This window comes from bacterium, assembly GCA_035691305.1.
GTDB lineage: Bacteria > Sysuimicrobiota > Sysuimicrobiia > Sysuimicrobiales > Segetimicrobiaceae > DASSJF01.
This window is the reverse complement of sequence record DASSJF010000048.1, coordinates 1-16,626: the sequence shown is the minus strand read 5'-3', so window position 1 is coordinate 16,626 and position 16,626 is coordinate 1. Positions and strand designations below refer to the sequence as shown.

General features: G+C 68.4%; 16 protein-coding genes. 7 read left to right on the top strand and 9 right to left on the bottom strand.

Annotated elements, in window-relative coordinates; translation table 11 throughout:
* From VFL28_08685 to VFL28_08675, 3 genes are all read right to left on the bottom strand, one after another.
* Nucleotides 1–683: ribonuclease H-like domain-containing protein (locus VFL28_08685; GenBank protein ID HET7264733.1), on the bottom strand; the 683-nt coding region annotated here is incomplete at its 3' end.
* A 16-nt stretch (nucleotides 684–699) separates the two neighbouring features.
* Entirely contained in the window at nucleotides 700–1,011 is a 312-nt protein-coding gene (locus VFL28_08680; protein ID HET7264732.1) for a hypothetical protein, read from the bottom strand.
* A 495-nt stretch (nucleotides 1,012–1,506) separates the two neighbouring features.
* A complete protein-coding gene (locus VFL28_08675; protein HET7264731.1) occupies nucleotides 1,507–2,862 on the bottom strand; it encodes an aminotransferase class III-fold pyridoxal phosphate-dependent enzyme in 1,356 nt (451 codons plus the stop codon).
* A 39-nt stretch (nucleotides 2,863–2,901) separates the two neighbouring features.
* Between VFL28_08675 and VFL28_08670 the strand changes: the two genes are divergently transcribed.
* Nucleotides 2,902–3,657 carry an MBL fold metallo-hydrolase gene (locus VFL28_08670; protein HET7264730.1) on the top strand — a complete coding sequence of 252 codons (756 nt, stop codon included), beginning with the start codon at nucleotides 2,902–2,904 and terminating at the stop codon, nucleotides 3,655–3,657.
* Here VFL28_08670 and VFL28_08665 read toward each other — a convergent pair.
* The gene (locus tag VFL28_08665) at nucleotides 3,654–4,916 is read right to left on the bottom strand and encodes an MFS transporter (GenBank protein HET7264729.1); all 1,263 of its coding nucleotides are present in this window, start codon (nucleotides 4,914–4,916) and stop codon (nucleotides 3,654–3,656) included. The genes VFL28_08670 and VFL28_08665 overlap by 4 nt on opposite strands.
* Before the next feature lie 162 nt (nucleotides 4,917–5,078).
* Here VFL28_08665 and VFL28_08660 point away from each other — a divergent pair, with 162 nt between their 5' ends.
* Nucleotides 5,079–6,341: a hypothetical protein gene (locus VFL28_08660; protein HET7264728.1), complete on the top strand. Its 1,263-nt coding sequence runs from the start codon at nucleotides 5,079–5,081 to the stop codon at nucleotides 6,339–6,341.
* 22 nt (nucleotides 6,342–6,363) lie between these two features.
* The gene (locus tag VFL28_08655; protein ID HET7264727.1) at nucleotides 6,364–7,092 is read left to right on the top strand and encodes a hypothetical protein; all 729 of its coding nucleotides are present in this window, start codon (nucleotides 6,364–6,366) and stop codon (nucleotides 7,090–7,092) included.
* Between the two features lie 10 nt (nucleotides 7,093–7,102).
* On the opposite strand, the gene VFL28_08650 is transcribed toward VFL28_08655, so the two are convergent.
* Nucleotides 7,103–8,833: a beta-L-arabinofuranosidase domain-containing protein gene (locus tag VFL28_08650; GenBank protein HET7264726.1), complete on the bottom strand. Its 1,731-nt coding sequence runs from the start codon at nucleotides 8,831–8,833 to the stop codon at nucleotides 7,103–7,105.
* A gap of 159 nt (nucleotides 8,834–8,992) precedes the next feature.
* On the opposite strand from VFL28_08650, the gene VFL28_08645 reads away from it, so the two are divergent.
* The 4 genes from VFL28_08645 (at nucleotide 8,993) to VFL28_08630 (ending at nucleotide 13,439) form a co-directional block, all read left to right on the top strand.
* Nucleotides 8,993–10,735, top strand: a complete 1,743-nt coding sequence (locus VFL28_08645; GenBank protein HET7264725.1) for an AsmA family protein — start codon at nucleotides 8,993–8,995, stop codon at nucleotides 10,733–10,735.
* A gap of 402 nt (nucleotides 10,736–11,137) precedes the next feature.
* A complete protein-coding gene (locus VFL28_08640; GenBank protein HET7264724.1) occupies nucleotides 11,138–11,458 on the top strand; it encodes a helix-turn-helix transcriptional regulator in 321 nt (106 codons plus the stop codon).
* A gap of 235 nt (nucleotides 11,459–11,693) precedes the next feature.
* Complete coding sequence (locus VFL28_08635; GenBank protein ID HET7264723.1) at nucleotides 11,694–12,350, top strand: SPOR domain-containing protein; 657 nt, start codon at nucleotides 11,694–11,696, stop codon at nucleotides 12,348–12,350.
* Between the two features lie 192 nt (nucleotides 12,351–12,542).
* Nucleotides 12,543–13,439, top strand: a complete 897-nt coding sequence (locus VFL28_08630; protein ID HET7264722.1) for an EamA family transporter — start codon at nucleotides 12,543–12,545, stop codon at nucleotides 13,437–13,439.
* 165 nt (nucleotides 13,440–13,604) lie between these two features.
* Here the strand turns inward: VFL28_08630 and VFL28_08625 are convergent, their stop codons facing one another.
* The 4 genes from VFL28_08625 to VFL28_08610 form a co-directional block, all read right to left on the bottom strand.
* Nucleotides 13,605–14,075, bottom strand: a complete 471-nt coding sequence (locus VFL28_08625) for an ATP-binding protein (protein ID HET7264721.1) — start codon at nucleotides 14,073–14,075, stop codon at nucleotides 13,605–13,607.
* Nucleotides 14,072–14,452, bottom strand: a complete 381-nt coding sequence (locus VFL28_08620; GenBank protein HET7264720.1) for an STAS domain-containing protein — start codon at nucleotides 14,450–14,452, stop codon at nucleotides 14,072–14,074. Before VFL28_08620 ends, VFL28_08625 begins: the two co-directional genes overlap by 4 nt.
* A gap of 326 nt (nucleotides 14,453–14,778) precedes the next feature.
* A complete protein-coding gene (locus VFL28_08615) occupies nucleotides 14,779–15,342 on the bottom strand; it encodes a YSC84-related protein (protein HET7264719.1) in 564 nt (187 codons plus the stop codon).
* 366 nt (nucleotides 15,343–15,708) lie between these two features.
* Nucleotides 15,709–15,879, bottom strand: a complete 171-nt coding sequence (locus VFL28_08610) for a hypothetical protein (protein ID HET7264718.1) — start codon at nucleotides 15,877–15,879, stop codon at nucleotides 15,709–15,711.
* Nucleotides 15,880–16,626: the final 747 nt, after the last annotated feature.

Genomic DNA, 16,626 nt, shown 5'->3' with positions numbered 1-16,626 from the left:
CCGCCGTCCATGATCGAGATGATCGGCCGAAGCCGGTCGTACAACTGCGCCGTCACCCGCGCGTCGTCGAGGCAGTAGCGCGCGATCTCCTCGAGCCGGCCCTGACGGTACCTCTCGGCGACATCGCCGCCGCGCATGGCGTCCTTGGAGGACGGCAGGCCGAACTGGCACGACCAGAAATCGAGGTTGCCGCGCATCCGGCTCGCGTTCCAGAACGTCAGCACTTCCGACAGGTCGCAGTGGTTGCCCAAGTGGTAGCGCGGCCCCATGAGGTTCCGCGTCGGCTGTATGCCGAGGATCGCGGACCGCAGCATCAGGTACGGCGCGTCGAAGCCCCGGCCGTGAAACGTGACGACGAGCGGCGACTCGCGCTCGATCACCCCCCAGAATTCGCGCACCATCGCCGCTTCCGTGCCGCGAAAGATCTGCGCGTCCTCGCCGAAGGACGTCCAGCCGGGTCCGGCCCCCTCGGCCGCGCCGGCCTCGGCGCACACCCGGCCGCGCGAGGCGCCGAGATCCCACATGCCGATCGCGACGATGCGGCCGGTCGCGGCGTGGAGCGCCAGCCGGTCCTTGACGCGCTCGATCTCGTCCGCGTCTTTGTCTTCGCAGAGATAACTCTGCACGCGGGAGGGAAGCGCCTCCCAGTCCTGGCCGACGGTTTCAATATCTAGCCCGATCACCGGCCTCGGCATCCCGCTAGGCCAGGCGTTCGTACACGACGCGCTTCCGATTGAACGTGTGCGGCCGAATCTTGCCCGGCCACGTGCCGCTGTCCGCCGCGGCGTTGAACGCCGCACCCTCGGGGATATCCGCGCGGTCCATCTCGTAGACCGCCAGGTACTTCGGCACGCCCTCGGCGTTCGTCCGATAGCGCGCGGCGCTCCGGACACCCGGCACCTTGAGCAGGGCCGGGATGTGCTCCCTGTCGTACACGTCGTTGAACGCCGCCTCGACCTCGGGCGCGACGTCCATCATCACGACAAAGAGATACTTCGCGTGTGCGGCCATGCGGCGCACCTCCGGGAGGAGATCGAATGAAGCCACCCTGGATCGTGCTCGGTCCCCGCGGCGGTGAGGCCCTCCGGCTCCGCCCCCCGTCGCGCAGCGGCAACGTCACCATCAAGGTGGACCGCCGCACCGCGGGCTCGCCGCTTCTCGCCGTCGGCCACCAGCGCCTCGGGCCCGGGGCCTCGATCCCGGTGCACCTGCACGAACATCAGGACGAGGTCCTCTTCGTGCACGCCGGGCGGGGCACGGCGGTGTTCGACGGCCGCTCCGTGCCGATCCGTACCCGCAGCACGATCTTCGTGCGCCGGGGCGTGTGGCACGGCGTCGACAACACGAGCCGCGCGGATCTGCACCTCATCTGGATCATCTCGCCGCCGGGGCTCGAGGAGATGTTCCGGGACATCAGCGTGCGAAAGGGCCGGCGCCCCGAGCCGATGTCCCGCGACGAGTTCGCTGCGCTCGTTCGCCGGCACCGCATGCGCGTACGAGGAGGGCCTACGCGAGAAGGTGCGGCGCCTGGCGCTCGACGTCCGGCCGCATCTCGCGCAGCGCGTCGCCCACCGCGGCGGCGCATGCCTCGATCTCGGCGTCCGTCATCGGCGCGCAGAGGCTGAACGACCCGCGCGACATCGAGTAGACTCCGCGGTTCAAAAGGTGGAGGTGCAGCAGCGACTGCAGCGCCGCCGGCACCGCGGCTTTCGACCGGTAGTCCGTGACCGGCCGATCGCTCAGCAGCACACACGAGAAGGACCCGACCCCGGTGACCTGCGCGCGGATCCCCGCCGCGCGCACCGTTTCGGAGAGGCCGGCGCGCAGGCGATCCCCGAGCGCGTTGAGCCGGTCGATCTGCGGCTGATCGAGGATCCGCAGCACCGCCTGTCCGGCCACCACCGTCGCCCGGTTGCCGTTGAAGGTGCCGGAGTGATGGAGATGGCCGGGACGGCTCGGATCGAACAGATCCATCACGTCGCGGCGGCCGCCGAAGGCGCCGACCGGGAATCCGCCGCCGATGATCTTGCCCATCGCGGTAAGGTCGGGCCTGACGCCGAACATCTCCTGCGCGCCGCCCCGGCTGAGGCGCAGCGTCTGGATCTCGTCGAAGATGAGCAGCGCCTTGTTTCGTGACACCACCTCGCGCAGACCGGCGAGATAGCCCGGCGCCGGCGGAATGTAGCTGAGCCCGCCCGGCACCGGTTCGACGATCAGGGCGCCGATCTCGCCCGGGTGGCGCGCGAAGGCCCGCTCGACCGCGGCGACGTCGTTGAACGGCACGATCACCACGTCGTCCGCCACGTACGCCGGCAGCCCCGCCGAGTCCGGAACGGACCGCGGCGCGTCGGCCGGGCCCGCCGAAGCGAGGTCGGGCGAGACGCTGACCTCGACCGCGTCGTGCGTGCCGTGGAAGCCGCCCTCGATCTTGATGAACTTGGGCCGTCCGGTGAACGCGCGCGCCGCGCGCAGCAGAAACAGCGTCGCCTCGGTGCCGGAGTTGCAGAAACGCACCGCCTCGACCGACGGCACGCGGTCGACGAGCATCTCCGCGAGCGCGATCTGCGGCGCGAGCGGCGCGGCGTAGGCCGTGCCCCGCGCGAGTTCGCGCGTCACCGCCTCCAGCACCGCCGGGTGCGCGTGGCCGAGGATCAGCGAGGTGTAGTTGTTCACGAAATCCACGTACGCGTGCCCGTCCGCGTCCCAGAGCCGGCAGCCCTCGCCCCGCTCGATGAACACCGGATACGGCGCCCAAAAGGCGGAGCTGCGGGTGTCGCCGCCGGGCATCACGCGGCGCGCCTGTTCGTGGAGCCGCCGCGACGCGGCGGTGCGGCCGAGGTAGGTCTCGAGGGCGTTGGACATGAGAGGACGTTCTGCCGGACGCGCCCAAGTCCTCCGCCCATGGAGATCCGTCTAATCCGCCACGCCACGCTGCTCGTCACGCTCCACGGAAAGCGGCTGCTCGTCGATCCGATGCTGGCCGACGCCGGCACGGCCCCGCCGGTCGCGAACTCGCCGAACCAGCGTCCGAACCCGCTCGTGCCGCTGCCGATGCCGGCGGGCGACGTCGCCGCCGGGGTGGACGCCGTCTTCGTCACGCACACGCACCGCGATCACTGGGATGACGCGGCGGTCGCCGCGCTGGCAAAGCACGTGCCGCTGTTTTGCCAGCCGGAGGACGAGGCGAAAATCCGCGGGGCGGGCTTCACCGACGTGCGCCCGGTGCGTGACTCGGCGGCGTGGAGCGGGATCACGATCCACCGCACCGGCGGGCAGCACGGCCGCGGCGAGGTGGCGACGCGGCTGGCTCCGGTTTCCGGCTTCGTGCTGCGCGCCCCGGGCGAGCCCGTGCTCTACGTCGCGGGCGACACGATCTGGTGCTCGGAGGTCGAGCAGGCGCTGCGGGAGTACGAACCGGCGGTCACGGTCGTGAACGCCGGCGGGGCGCAGTTCCTCGAGGGCGGGCCCATCACGATGACGCCCGACGACATCGCGGCGGTCGCGCGCGCGGCTCCCGCGACGCGCATCGTCGCGGTGCACATGGATTCGATCAACCACTGCATCGTGCGGCGGGCGGACCTCGCCGCGGCGCTCGAGCGCGCCGGCCTCACGCCGCGGGTTGCGATTCCGCGGGACGGCGGGCCGGTGCCGGCCTAAGGCGGCGCGTCCGGCGGACGCCCGATCCGGTCCGCGAACCGGGTCATCAGTCCGGCGGCGCCGACGAAGATCACGGCGCCGGCGTAAAACGCGTTCCGCACGTTGTCGGCCGTACTCACCGCGCCGTAGATGAGCGGGCTCACGATCGTGGCGATGCGCTGGACGCTCTGCCGGATGCCAAGCGCGACGCCCCAAAACTCCGCGGTGATGCACTCCACGAGCAGGCTCATCGTCAGCGGCTGGGTGAACCCCACGCTCGCCCCCATCAGGATCGACACGCCGAGCAGCAGCCAGAAGACGTGCGTCAGCGGCGCGAGCCCAAACCCAACGGCCGCGACGATCATGGAGAGCAGAAGGGCCCGCCCGCTGCCGAGCAGCGCGACGCCCGGCGTCAGGATCGACCGGACCGCCATCGTCGCGCTGCTGACCGCGGCGACGAGGATGCCGATGAGCGGCGCGGCCATGCCGATCTCGTGCAGGTACAGCGGATAGAACGTGTTCTGCAGCTGCTGCGCGGAGACCATCATCGCCGAGACGAACAGGATGTCGCCGATCCCCCGCCGCCTGAGGATGGTACCGACCAGGGTGTGCGCGGCCGCGAGCGGCACGGCGCGCCGCGCCGGCGACGGCACGCCCCTCAGGCCGGCGATGCAGACGAAGCAGGGCAGCATCAGGACCCAGAGCGCGGCGAACGCTCCGACGTAGCCGAACCGCGCGGCGATGAATCCGCCCGCGATCGGGCCCGCCACCGCGCCCGCGGAGTTCCACAGCGAGAAGTAGCCGTAGTTGCGGACGCGGGTATCGTCCGTGCTCGCCGCGGCGACGATCGCCTGCGCGGCGACCGCGAAGCCGATGTTCGCGACCGTCATGAGGCCGTAGCCGACGCCGGCCGCCGGGATCCCACGCAGGAAGGTCAGGACGGCGCCGCCGGCGCAGAAGAGCGCGGTCGACGCGGCGTAGACCCCGACCGGCCCCCGCTCGTCGACGAGCGCGCCCGCGTGGATCGAGATCGCGAGGGGTACGATGCCGCAGAGCCCGACGACCGTGCCGACAACCCCGGCCGAGGCCCCCTGGGAGACGAGATACAAAGGAAAGAACGGGATCGCCACGTACCAGGCGCCGTTCGAGAGAAGCTGTACCAAGTTGTTGAGCCGGAGCACGACCCGGGGATCACCGGCGGTCCCGCCGGCCCGCGGGTCCGCTGTGGTTGCCGTTGCCGCTGCGCCGGCCGCCGGCGCCCCCCTTACCGGATCGTCCATCTAGGCTCCTGACCCGTCCTCATAGCGGTAGCGATGGCTTCTCTGGGTGCCGATTGGCCCCCTGTCGTTGGTCTTTCGCAGGCCCCAGATGGGCATGAGGTACTTCGGAAGTTACGCCCCGGAATCTACGGAAGATCGGCGAAGGGAGCGGGGAAGACGCCGATGGACTTCGACTATTTCGAGTACAAGTTCTCCCCCGACGGCGCGGGCCAAGCCCGACGCATTGCGTCGATGCTGGCGGAGCAGGGTTACCACAGCCTGCGGCGGGACGCTCTCGACGTCTTGCGGCGGTACCTCCCGAACCCCGGCGCCGACGCCCAATCTGACCAACCCACCGGCCCCCGCACCGTCGACGTGCTGGTTCCCTCCGCCGACCGCACGGCCCGCGTTCTCGTTTGCGAACGTCCGGCCGAGGACGCCGGCGTGACCGTCGCCGTGGTCGCCGTCGGCCGCTCGCCCGAAGAAGCGCACCGCGGCCGCACCGCGGTCAAGCTCTTGCTCGAAGGCAAAGGCAGCCGCGACAACGGGCTCGCGGCGCGTCTTGTGCAGGACAGCGGCCCCGCGCGCCAGCCTCGATTCCGCGAAGAATGGGCGCGCGCCCTCGGACTCGCCCAGGCCGACGCACCGGACCCCGCCGGACCGTCCCCGAGACCACTCGCGTCCGCGCAGGCGCTGTTTGCGCTGCAGGGCGCGCAGGCGCTGCTCGGGCGGCCGTCGCTGCTGCGCTCCAAAATGGACAAAGCGCCAAACGGCTCGCGCGTCGATCCGTCGCAGCTCGACGGGCTCTCCGCCGACGGGTTGATCGACCGCAGCTTCGTTTTGATGTGCCGCGAGACGGGCCAGATCGTCGGCGTCGGCAAAGACGCCGCGGAGGTCCAGGCGGCGATGCAGCTGTCGCTCCGGTGTCCGCACTGCCGGCGGTCCCTCGGCGAAGAAGTCCAGGACGTGCTCTACAGCCTCAGCCCGCAGGGCGAGGAGTTCATCAAGAGCACGCGATGGATGCGCGACGCGCTCGAGTCGTCGCTGCGCCGGCGGAACTGCGGCGCGGTCGTCCTGTCGGCTGCGCCGAACGGTCCGGTGGACGGCGCCGCCTACTTCAAAGACGCCGTCCTGCTCTTCCGTCTGCGCGACAGCGCGCCCGGCGACGAGGATTTGACCAGGCTGCAGCAGGCCGGGGTGGAGTTCGAGAAGGTCGCGCCCGGGGTGCCGGTGCGCAGCGTCATCGTGACAACCCAGCCGGCGCCGGCGGCCGCCGCGGCTTCCGACGGGCGCCCCGCGGCCCTGTACCTCAACGCGTCGCAGCTGGAGGACAGCGTGGACCGGCTGTTTGAAGAGCTGAAGCGCGACGCGTTCAGCCGCCTGACCGGTACGACACTGCAGTTCATGCGGCCAGACCCGAGCACGCTTCTCTCGCGTCCGGGCTGAGCGCGGCTGAGGGGGCAATGCGATGAGCGGACCGTTTGATTCCCTGGGCGTCGGCGTGGCCGTGGCCGGGGCCATCATCACGCTGGCGGGCATGTTCCTGACCCCGATGCGCGGCGTCGTCCTCCGCGCGATGCGGGTTCGCATGGACGCCTTGAAGGAGCGGCAGCATCCGGCGACAATCGCCGCGGCCCCCGAGGCGGCGCCCGCCGGCCCGTCCCCCGCCGCCGCGACGCCCGCGCCGCCGCCGGCGCCTACGCCGAAGATCACGCTCACCCCGTCCGAGCAGCGCGCCGCCGAGCAGCGTGAGCAGGAAGCGCTCTTCGCCCGCGCGCTCCTCACGGCGCAGAAAACCGCCGAGGATCTGGTGCGGAACGCGCAACTCGAGGCGCAGGAAATCACCGACCGGGCCGAGGCGGTCGCGGCCGACGCCACGCGCGCCAGCCGGCGGAACGCCGCGGAGATCGTACAGAAGGCGCAGCAGGACGCGGACCTGATCGTGGCGAGCGCCAAGCAGAAGGCCGCGGCGTGGCTCGCGCTGCTGCAGGCGGAAGCGGACAAGCTCGCCGCCGAAGCGCACCAGGCCTTCCAGGGCGCGCAGCGCACGGTGGAGCAGAACGTGACGTCGCTGAACGCGCGGTTCGAGCGCCGCATGGCGGAATGGAACGCCGATCCCTGGGAGCGGAACCGCGCGGCGGGACCCGACGGCGCCGCTCAGCAGAACGGCGAGCGGTCGCCGACCCGCATCGCGTAGGGCGGGCGCCTCAGTACAGCGGAGACGCGTCGAGGTCGAAGTAGACCCAGTACGGCCAAAAGCCGGGAAACGCGTAGTAGGGCTGGAGATACCGCGTGTGGCGCTCCGGCGCGGTATCGGTAATTCGAAAGCGCACCGGCCCTTCGTGCACGAGGCGGTCGCGAAGATCCGTCCCCGGTTCGAGCGCCAGCGGACGCCGGCAGCACGCCTCGTCCTGCGCCAGCACGACCGGCCCCCACAGAATCGCCGCGCGGCGCGGATGCTGCCGGTCCACCGGGGACGTCCGCAGCGCGAACGGGATCGTCACGGTGATCCGGTCGCCGGGCTTCCACTCGCGCTCGATGCGCGCCCACGTTCCGGGCCGGGCCGCGGCCGCCACCGGCACGCCGTTGACGGCCGCGCGCATCTCGCGTGACCAGCCCGGGACTCGGAACGCCACGCCCATCTGCGCCGGGCGCTCCATCGACAGGGTAAAGGCCGACGTCTCGGATTCCGGATACGCCGTCTCCTGCCGGACCGTCACGCGCTGCCCGCCGTGCCGCCACGCGGCCTCCGACGGCACGAAGAGGTTGACGTAAAGTCCGGAGGCATCCTTGAAGTAGATCACGTTGTGATAATCCGCGACGGTTTGGATGTAGGTGCCGGAGCAGCACGGCCATTCGTGCCAGTAATACTGCTTGATCCCGCTCGACAGCCGGTAGTCGCCGTAGTAGAAGGTGCGGCCGTCCGGCTCCGTCGGCAGCGCCGCGCCGATCCCGTTGTAGAGCAGCGTCTCGATCCAATCGCCGAAGCGCGCTTCGCCCGTGAAGCTCATCAGGTAGCGCGACAGCTTGAAAGCCGCCCAAGAGCCGCACGGGATCTCGGCGTGTCCGGCGTACAGCTCGAGCGATCGGCCGAGCGCCCCGTCCGGCGGCATGAGCCGCTCGTCCGGCCCGTAGCCGCCGGTGGCATAGCACTGCGTGTTCTGAAGCCACTCGTACGCGTGGATGCAGACGTCGAGGTAGCGGCGGTCTCCGGTGACCGCGTACGCCATCGCGGCGCTGCTGAGCGAATTGACGTGGCTGTACGCGTGAACCGCTATCACGTCGCCCGGATCGTTGCGCTCCGCGAAGCGGCTCCAATAGTCCTCGTACCGCCACAGATCGGCAAAGGTCTTGAGGGCCGAGCGGCCCCCCAGAAGGTACGCGCGGTAGAGATTCTCCGGCAGCGTGTACCACTCGATCGCCGGCCTGCGGCCGTCGCCCTGGAAGTGGAAGGTGTCCGCCGGATGCCTCGTGCGATCGAACGTCCGCTCCGCCCACCCCGCCGATTCCTCGAGGACCGGCAGCGCATCTCCGCAGCCGGCGTACGCGTGCAGATCGACGAGTCCGCAGACAAGCTTCTCCCAGTCGTACGGCCGCATGCCCGCGTCGCCGTCCGGCGGGACGGTCTTGCGCCATCCCTCAAAGAGCGCCAGCGCCTTGTTTCGAAGCGGCGCGTCGCCCGTGGCGCGGCTCAGCCGCGCCATGCCGCTCAGCAGCTGCCCGAAAATGCACGAACTGGTTTCCGCGCACCATCCGCGCATGCCGGCGCCCGGCGCCGGCAGCCCGGCGCGGTCGCGGAAGCCTTTGAGAATGTCGTCGTCCGGAACGGAGAAATAGACCTCGCGCGTGCGGGCGGCCTGATCGGCAAACCGGCCCGGCAGCAGGCGCACGCCGTCGTAGTCGAAGGCCTCGAGCTTCGCTTCCCCGGCCGTCCGCATACGGGTTCTTTTTGGGAGGAGATCGGTGCGTTCCTTGGAACACGGATTCGTAGCGAATTGTGGTACGGCGGCAAGACTGCCCGCCCATCTCGAAGGGCATTATACTGTGCAGCATGACAGGACCGGTGGCGTGAACACCCTTCGCATCAGGGATATCCGATGACCAACACCCTGCGCCGTCTGCGCTGGCTGGTGATCGCGCTCGCGGTGTTCGTCCTCGTCGCCGCGGCGGCCGCCGCGGTGCCGTTTCTCGTCCCGGTCGACCGCTACCGGGGGTTCCTCGAAGGGTACATTCGCTCGCTCACGGGGCGCGACGTTCAGATCGCGACGCTCCGCCTCCAGGTATGGCCGCGCCCGCACGTACGCGCGGGCGACGTCCGCATGATGAACCCCGCCGGCTTCCCCAAGGGCGCGACCGTCGAGGTGCAGACGATCGACCTGGGCGTCGATCTGCGCGCGCTGCTCCGCCGGCGCTTCGACATCCAGTGGGTCGCGCTGAACGGCGTCCGTATCAACTTCCTCACCAACACCGCCGGCCGCTCGAACTTCGACCTGCCGGCGCAGAAGCGCCGTCCGTCGATCGGCGGCAATCTGGTGACCCTCGCGCCGATCGGCGCGGTCGCGATCCGAAGCGTCGACCTCCGCGTCGGCGCGTACGATCCGAAGCGCGCGCAAACGACGCCGTCGTTCGAGATCACCGGACTCACGGCGCGCAGCCGCTCGGTGCAGGCGACGGCGCCCGAGATTCTACAACTGCTCACCGCGACGGTCGACCTCAAAGGGGCCCGGCTCACCGTCCCCGCGCTGCGCGTTCCGGTGCAGGTCGGTTCCGGGACGATGACGCTGGCGAAGGGCGGGCTCAAAGCGACGTTCGCCGCCACCCTCGATACGCTGCGCGTGACGGGAACCGCGGACGTCCCGCGGATCTACGCGCCGGTGATCTCGTTCGCCCTCGCCGGGACCGACCTCGACCTCAACCGGCTGCAGGGCCTGCTGAACCCGCAGCCGGCGCAGGGTCCCCCGGGGCCCCCGGGGCCGCACCGGCTGGTCGCGGCGGGAACCGTGGGCCTCGATAAGTTCGAGTTCGCGCCGGTCGCGGCGTCGCGGGTGCGTGCCCGCATCGGCCTGTTTACCGACGCCGTCCGCGTGGATGCTTACTCCCTCACGGCGTACGGCGGCACGATCACCGGCGCGGCGGAGGCCAAGACCGCCGCGGCCGGTGCGCCCGCGTCGTTCACCGTGCACGCGCGCGGCGTCGACGTCGCCGGCCTGCTGCACGGGGTCGGCGCAACCGCACAGGTGACCGGGTCGCTGGGCGCCGACGGGGCGCTCCAAACGAGGCTGACCGGCGATCCGCGGGCTTCGCTCGCCGGCGCCGGCACGTTTGCCATCCGCAACGGATCGTTTCCCGGTCTGGACGTCAGGAGCGGGCTGGCCCGGCTCGCGCAGGCGCTGCAGGCCAACGTCCCGACCGGACAGACCCGGTTTAGCTATTTCGGGGGCGACGCGCGGATCGCGCGCGAACGCGTGTACAGCACCGCGCTGCGCCTGGACGGCGACACCCTTCAAGCGACCGGGCACGGCAGCATCGGCTTCGACGGCGGCCTGGATTACGCGGGGACGGGCGTGATGGCGCTGAGCGCGTCGGGCGCATCGCCGAGCCCGATTCCATCGGCGGCCACGCTGCTGGGCCGCTATGTGCCGGGCGCGGCCGGCGCACGCGCAACGAGCGTGCCGTTCAAGCTGACGGGAGCGGTCGCGAACCCGCATTTCGCGCTCGGCGGCGTTCCCTCGTTCGTCGGCGGCACCGCGACCTCGCCGGCGCCCCGGCAGACGACACCCGCGCAACCGCAAGCCCCCGGCCTGCCGAGTTTCTTGCAGAACCTGCCGAAGTTGCCGTAGCGGACCGAAGAGGAACGCCCGGCCGGTCACGGTGCGCGCCGGGAATGCCCAAAAGGCAGAGGGGCGGTTCTGCACCCGCCCCTCGCCCAACAACTTTCGAACTGCGTTGTGTTTACGGCCGCTGGCTGTTACTTACCGCCCGCGTTGTGCAGAACAATGGCCGCAGTCGCTAGTCCGATAAGCCACCACGCTACCCATTCCGGCACGCGGCTTCACCTCCTAAACCAGATCGTCGAAGCCTCAGTAAAGAGTCTACCCGCCTCGCCCGCGTGCAAACGTTGGACGCGCGGGAGGCACCACACGGCCGCGAACGGACGAGTGATCCACGTCACAGCGTGTGCGGCCCTCCGCCTGTAGTCTCTTTACGAATCCTCGCTGTGATGTCACGCCGGAGAGTGCCACATGGCTCAGTGGCGGGCCGGGGACGTGCGCGGACCTGCGACGAAAGGTGGGTGTCTCGGCGCACTCACGCCCCGCGAAAAGCAGGTGCTGCGCGCCCTTGCGCACGGTTTGAGCGACCTGCAGATAGCCGCTTCGCTGTGTCTCTATGAAAGCGCCGTCAGGACGCACGTGCGCCGTGTTCTTCGAAAGTTAGGCATCGTCCGCGCCCAGGCGCCGCTCTTTTGGATGCGCTGCCGAGACTCGCGAAATTCGCGGGAAGAGCCCGGCGTGAGCAGCGGCGCGGCGGCCGGCGGAGTTTACTCCGTTGGGGCCGATGAATAGAAGAGCGGACGCCGTCGCGTGACGGCCCCCGGTGCGCATCGGCGCGCGCCTGGCATCGCTCGCGCGGCCTTCGCAACCGGAAAGGGCTTCGCCAGGCCGCACAGTTTTTGGCCAGTTTCCATGATCAGCGCACCGCAGCGTCGAGGCGCGGCAGAGGAGATCGCGAGGCTCATTGGAATATCCACCGCGATTCGGCTGGTGCGGCGCGACGCATCCGGGGAGCCTGGTTTCCCAAATGACTGAACCCAAAGGAACCGCAAAACACGAAGACGCAATGCTCCAGCTCTTAGTCGAGCTCCGCAAAGTATCGCTGGCCCAGGAGGAGGCGCAGCCCGGCCAGTTAGCCCCTCCGCGGGGTGCACCGAAGAGCCGCGTCCGCCTCGCCGCCGCCATCCTGCTTGGGTTCGGCGGTGGCGTGGCGCTGGCGTACCTCATAAGCATCATTTGGCCGCACCCCGTCGAGGTGCTCCCGCTGCCGGCGCCCGCGCAGGTGCACACGGCCGCGCCGTCGCGGATCGCCGTTGCCCCGCCGAGCCCCTTACCCGGAGCCGCACACACGCCCGCGGCCGCCTCATCTGAACCGGCCCGTCCGACGGTACCGCGGCAGGCCACACCCGCTGCCCAGAAGATCGGTGAGGCCCGCGGCACAATAGTGCTGGCGGAGCGGCCGGCCGGCTATCGTGTACAAGTCGGTGCGTTCAACGTGCTCGAATACGCGCAAGATCTGATGCGCCAGTTGCGCGCTCACGATTATTCCGTCACGCTTGTCGAAGTGCGGAGCGGGCCGCCGCATCGAGTTTGGATCGACGGCGTTTTTGACCAGGTCGCGGCGGAGCGGCTGGTCAACCGACTGCGACGGGATGGATTTGAGGCGGTGTTCGTCCCCGAATAGACCAAGCAGAGTCGCAGAGCGCGCGTGGCGCTCTTGAAAGACCGCCCCGGCGCCCGGCAGCGCCTATAGTACCTTGGGTAAGGGTGGCTCGGTGGCGACAAGGTTGGTGGGCGCTCGAGAACTTGGCTCCCTTGGCGTTGTCCGTGATTTGCAGACCGCCTCTTCTGTCTTATCCAGCGCGCGGGTAGCGGTATGAGCGGCCGCGACGCGGCGCTGGCGTCGCTGACCTCGATCATCTGGGGCCTCGCTTTCGTGGCCGTCAAGTTCGCTCTGCGCAGTTTTTCCGCGCCGGAGTTGACGGCTGTCCGGTTTCTGATCGCCTGCATTCCGGTGGTGGCGATCGCGCGGCCCGGGCTGCCGTGGCGGTCAATCGTCCTCATTGGCCTCACGCTGTTCACCGGGCAATTCTTGCTGCTGTTCTACGCCTACACCCGCGGACTGCCCCCCGGGCTCGCGTCCGTCACGCAGCAAACGCAGGCGTTCTTCACGGTTCTGCTCGCTGCGGCCTTTCTGCGGGAGATGCCGAGCCCGCGGCAGTGGACGGGCATGACCGTCGCGTTCGCGGGGCTCGCGCTGATCGCCTCGACGGTCGGGTCGGACTTCACGACAGCAGGACTCGCGCTGGGACTCGGCGGCGCGCTCAGTTGGGCGGCCGGCAACGTGCTAGTGAAGCGGGCGGCAGGCGCGCCGATCTTTCCGTTGGTGGTGTGGGCCAGTCTCGTGCCGCCGGTACCGTCCCTGATTGTCGCCGCCGCGTCCGGCCGGGGCATCCCGCTGCTCGACGCACTGGCCCACGCTTCGTGGCCGAGCCTCGGCGCCGCGCTCTATCTGGGCCTCGTGGCCACCCTCCTGGCCTACGCGATCTGGGGCGATCTGCTCCAGCGGTATCCGGCCGCGGTCGTAGCGCCGTTCGCGCTGCTGGCCCCCTGCACGGGTATCGTGGCGTCCGCGGTGATTCTCGGCGAGGTGTTTGGCCCGGCGCGATATGCCGGAATGGCCCTCATCCTTGCGGGCCTCGCGATTGTCGTGCGCACCCCGGCGGCCCGCACGGGCAGCGCGCCGATCGGGCCGCGGATGCGGACGACCTGACTCAGAGATACATTCCTGCCGTCCCTACCAATTCTCGCCGAACAGGATCGGCGTTCGTGCCTCTTGGCGCCGGCGGCGTGTCCGGTGTAGTCGTCCGCGCCATCAATCGAGACGTCGTCTGTTTGGACTCGAAACACTACGAATCCGAGTCGCTGCTGCCGGGGCTCATTGCCAGAATGGCTCGCGTCGAAAACGCTGGTCATCCCCCTGTTGATCCGCTTCTCCCGAGTCGCCCAAGTGAATTGACATCCGAACGGTGGTGCCGACCCCATTTGGTCCGGAGCACAGTGCCGCCTCATCCATCAATTCCTTGATGACCTGAAGCCCCCACCCGCCGCCCGTTCGCGGATCAGGTGCGGCCGGGAAGTGCGGTGCGAACGGCATGCCTCGTCCCGCATCATGAATTGTGACGCCGAACGTGTCGCCCTCGCACACGATCTCCAATTCGACCGGACCGGCGGCCCCGCCGTAGCCATGGACATAGGCGTTGGCAAGCGCCTCGCTCACCGCTACCTCGACCCATTCCGCATTCCTTACGGTGCCTCCCAGCGCGGTCGCCGCCGCGGCCGTCTGCTTTCTGACCACCCGCATCACAACGGGCTCGGTGTCAAAGTGGAGTGTCACGATCTGGGTCATGAGACGTCCCCGTCCCTCTGCTCGATGGCCTTGAGAGCCTCTTCCATCGTGCCCACAACGGGAACGCGCTCGTTCAATTGCACGATGGCGAGGACCTTGTGGACCAGAGGGGGCGACCCTACCAGTAGCACGCGCTGGCCCTCGTGCTTGGCCTGCTGGTGACAGTCCTCCAATACGTGGAGCCCTGCCATGTCCAGGTACTGGAGTTCACTGAAATCTACGACAATAGGGCGGTCTCGTCCAATCAACTGCTGGAAGCGCAACCGGAGCGAAGGAGCCGTCATCAGATCGAGTTCTCCCGTTACGTGAAGAACGAGGGCAACGGGATTGTCTTCGGACCATACTCGGAAGGTACCGGAGGTGAAGTGGTCTTCCATCTGGGCCGCCTCGGCGGTGGGATGACATGGGAAGCACAGCCCACGTCGATCCTTCTCCGCCAGGGACGACCGCGCCTCAACAAGGGCCGCCCACGTAAAAGTGGGGAAGGTATTGCCTTTAGTTTACCACCTTTTGGAGGCCGGTCAAAGAACGGACATCCTAGAACAGTCCAGACTCAACGTAAGCCGACCGCCGGCTCAGCCTCGGCCGCTTGCCCGGCATGAAACGGGCCGGGATGCCCCGGCCCGTCACCTTCAGTTTGACCGGGGGCCGGCCACTGCCCCCGGCGTCCCCCCGCGGGGACGTTGCCCGAGTGCTGAGCAGCCTACTTATTGAGTTTGCTGATTTTCGCCCCCTGCAGCGACACGTCGAACATCAACCCCTTCTGTCCCACCACGAATGCGACGACCGGCTGGTTGATCTCCATCGTGCTCACATCGGCGCCCACCCCCACGTTCACCAGGGTCACCGCGCCGTTGACGCCGACCTGCCAGCCCGACGCGTCTTCGAACTGCCGGAGCGCCGCGCCGTCGCGGAACACGATGATGAGGTCCTTCTTCTGAATGCCAATCGAGGCCCCCCACGACCCACCCGCGATGCTGTAGTATCCACGCGTGGTTCCGCTAACCTGGAGAGCGCCTTCGCCGTACTGTCCACCGATCACGAAGGCGGCCTTGACCACGCCCGGAAGGACGAGCACTCCTTTGGAGGCGGCGAGGAACGTGGCGCCGCCCTTGACCTGCTGATCGAAGCGAACCAGCGCCGCGTTCACGCTGGCGTCGATCTCCTCCGGCGTCTTCGCATAAGACACGCCGGGGAGCGCAAGGCTGCCGACGAGAACCAGACACGCCGCGAGCGCGAGGCTCCGGCGGAAGGACGAAACAGACATTCGAACCGACCTCCTTTTCGTGTCGGACCACGCCGACACGTGCATCCGAAAGCACGGCCGAACAAATCGAGCCCTTTGGTGAAATTGGCCGGGCAGGAAGGACCTGAAATCTACGGCCTAAGAGAACGACGAGGAGCCAGTTCTACGAGACCCTGGCCCCCCGCTCTGCGGATTTCCGTCCGGTTACTTCCCGCCAGTGTTAACGAGTAGCGCCGTGAACGCGACGCCGCTAAGGAACCAGATCGCCCAAAGTGGCATGCAGTTCACCTCCTGATTCGAGACCTGGGCATTCAATCTACTATTCCCCGCTACATGATCCTTATCGCAAACGTCCGGCACGCTGCCGGTCGGGCCTGTCCGTCAGCGCTATTGGCCGCGCTGTTGCTGCACAATCCGCCCCGCTTCCTGATACGTCAACCACTGCCCGCTCTGCTGGTGCATCAGGTACCGCAGGTACCCGGCCTGGGACATGTAGTTCGTCGACGCGCTAAACGCGGTGAGACTGGAGACGCTCGGGTACTGTTGTGCTGACGCCATACCCGACAATGCTGCGACGCAACAGGAGGACCTGACAGTTCACCTGAGGCTCAATTGCCGAGGCTCGTCACAAACAGAAGGAAATAGGTGCTAGAAGCACCCGCCACCTTCGTGCAACCTCGCTACGCTTCGACCCATCTCCCTGGCATGGGCTGGAGCGGTGGAAGCATGCGCCGACGGGCTTGAAAATTTTAGGAAATAAGCCAGCTCGTCAAATTGTAACTCAAGCGTTCCAAATTCCGCTTATGAAACGCGCTTCAGACGCTCTCTCCAGACTCGGTTCGGGACCCGGATCACCAGATCTCGGGCCGGCATCGTGCCGTAGTGTCGTTTGGCGCAGGTCGTGGAGCAGAACTCATCCCCGTGCTCGACGGCAAGCGTGGGCCGTGCCTTTCCGCATTCCTTGCAAGCGTGTATCTGCATCCCTTTCCTCCTAAGGCCTCTTCCAGAAAATGAACGGTGGCGCAGCGGCCACCTGACATCTCTGACTACGCGGATTGGTCCGACTTTATTCCTCGGCATCAAGTAACGCCAAGGCCATCGCGGTCTGTTGCGTGTGAGTGCGACTTGGGTTACTTTGATCTGGAGGCGAAAGTACTCGAACCGCTCGACAATCCGTTCGGGCCGAAAGTGTCACCCATGTCGTAGGTACGATCTGTCACCGATGTCTCCGGGCTGGACCCTTAAAGGCCTGGTGGAGACGAGGGGACCAAGCGGGAAGTAGCAGCGATTCATCGAGTTTGGCGC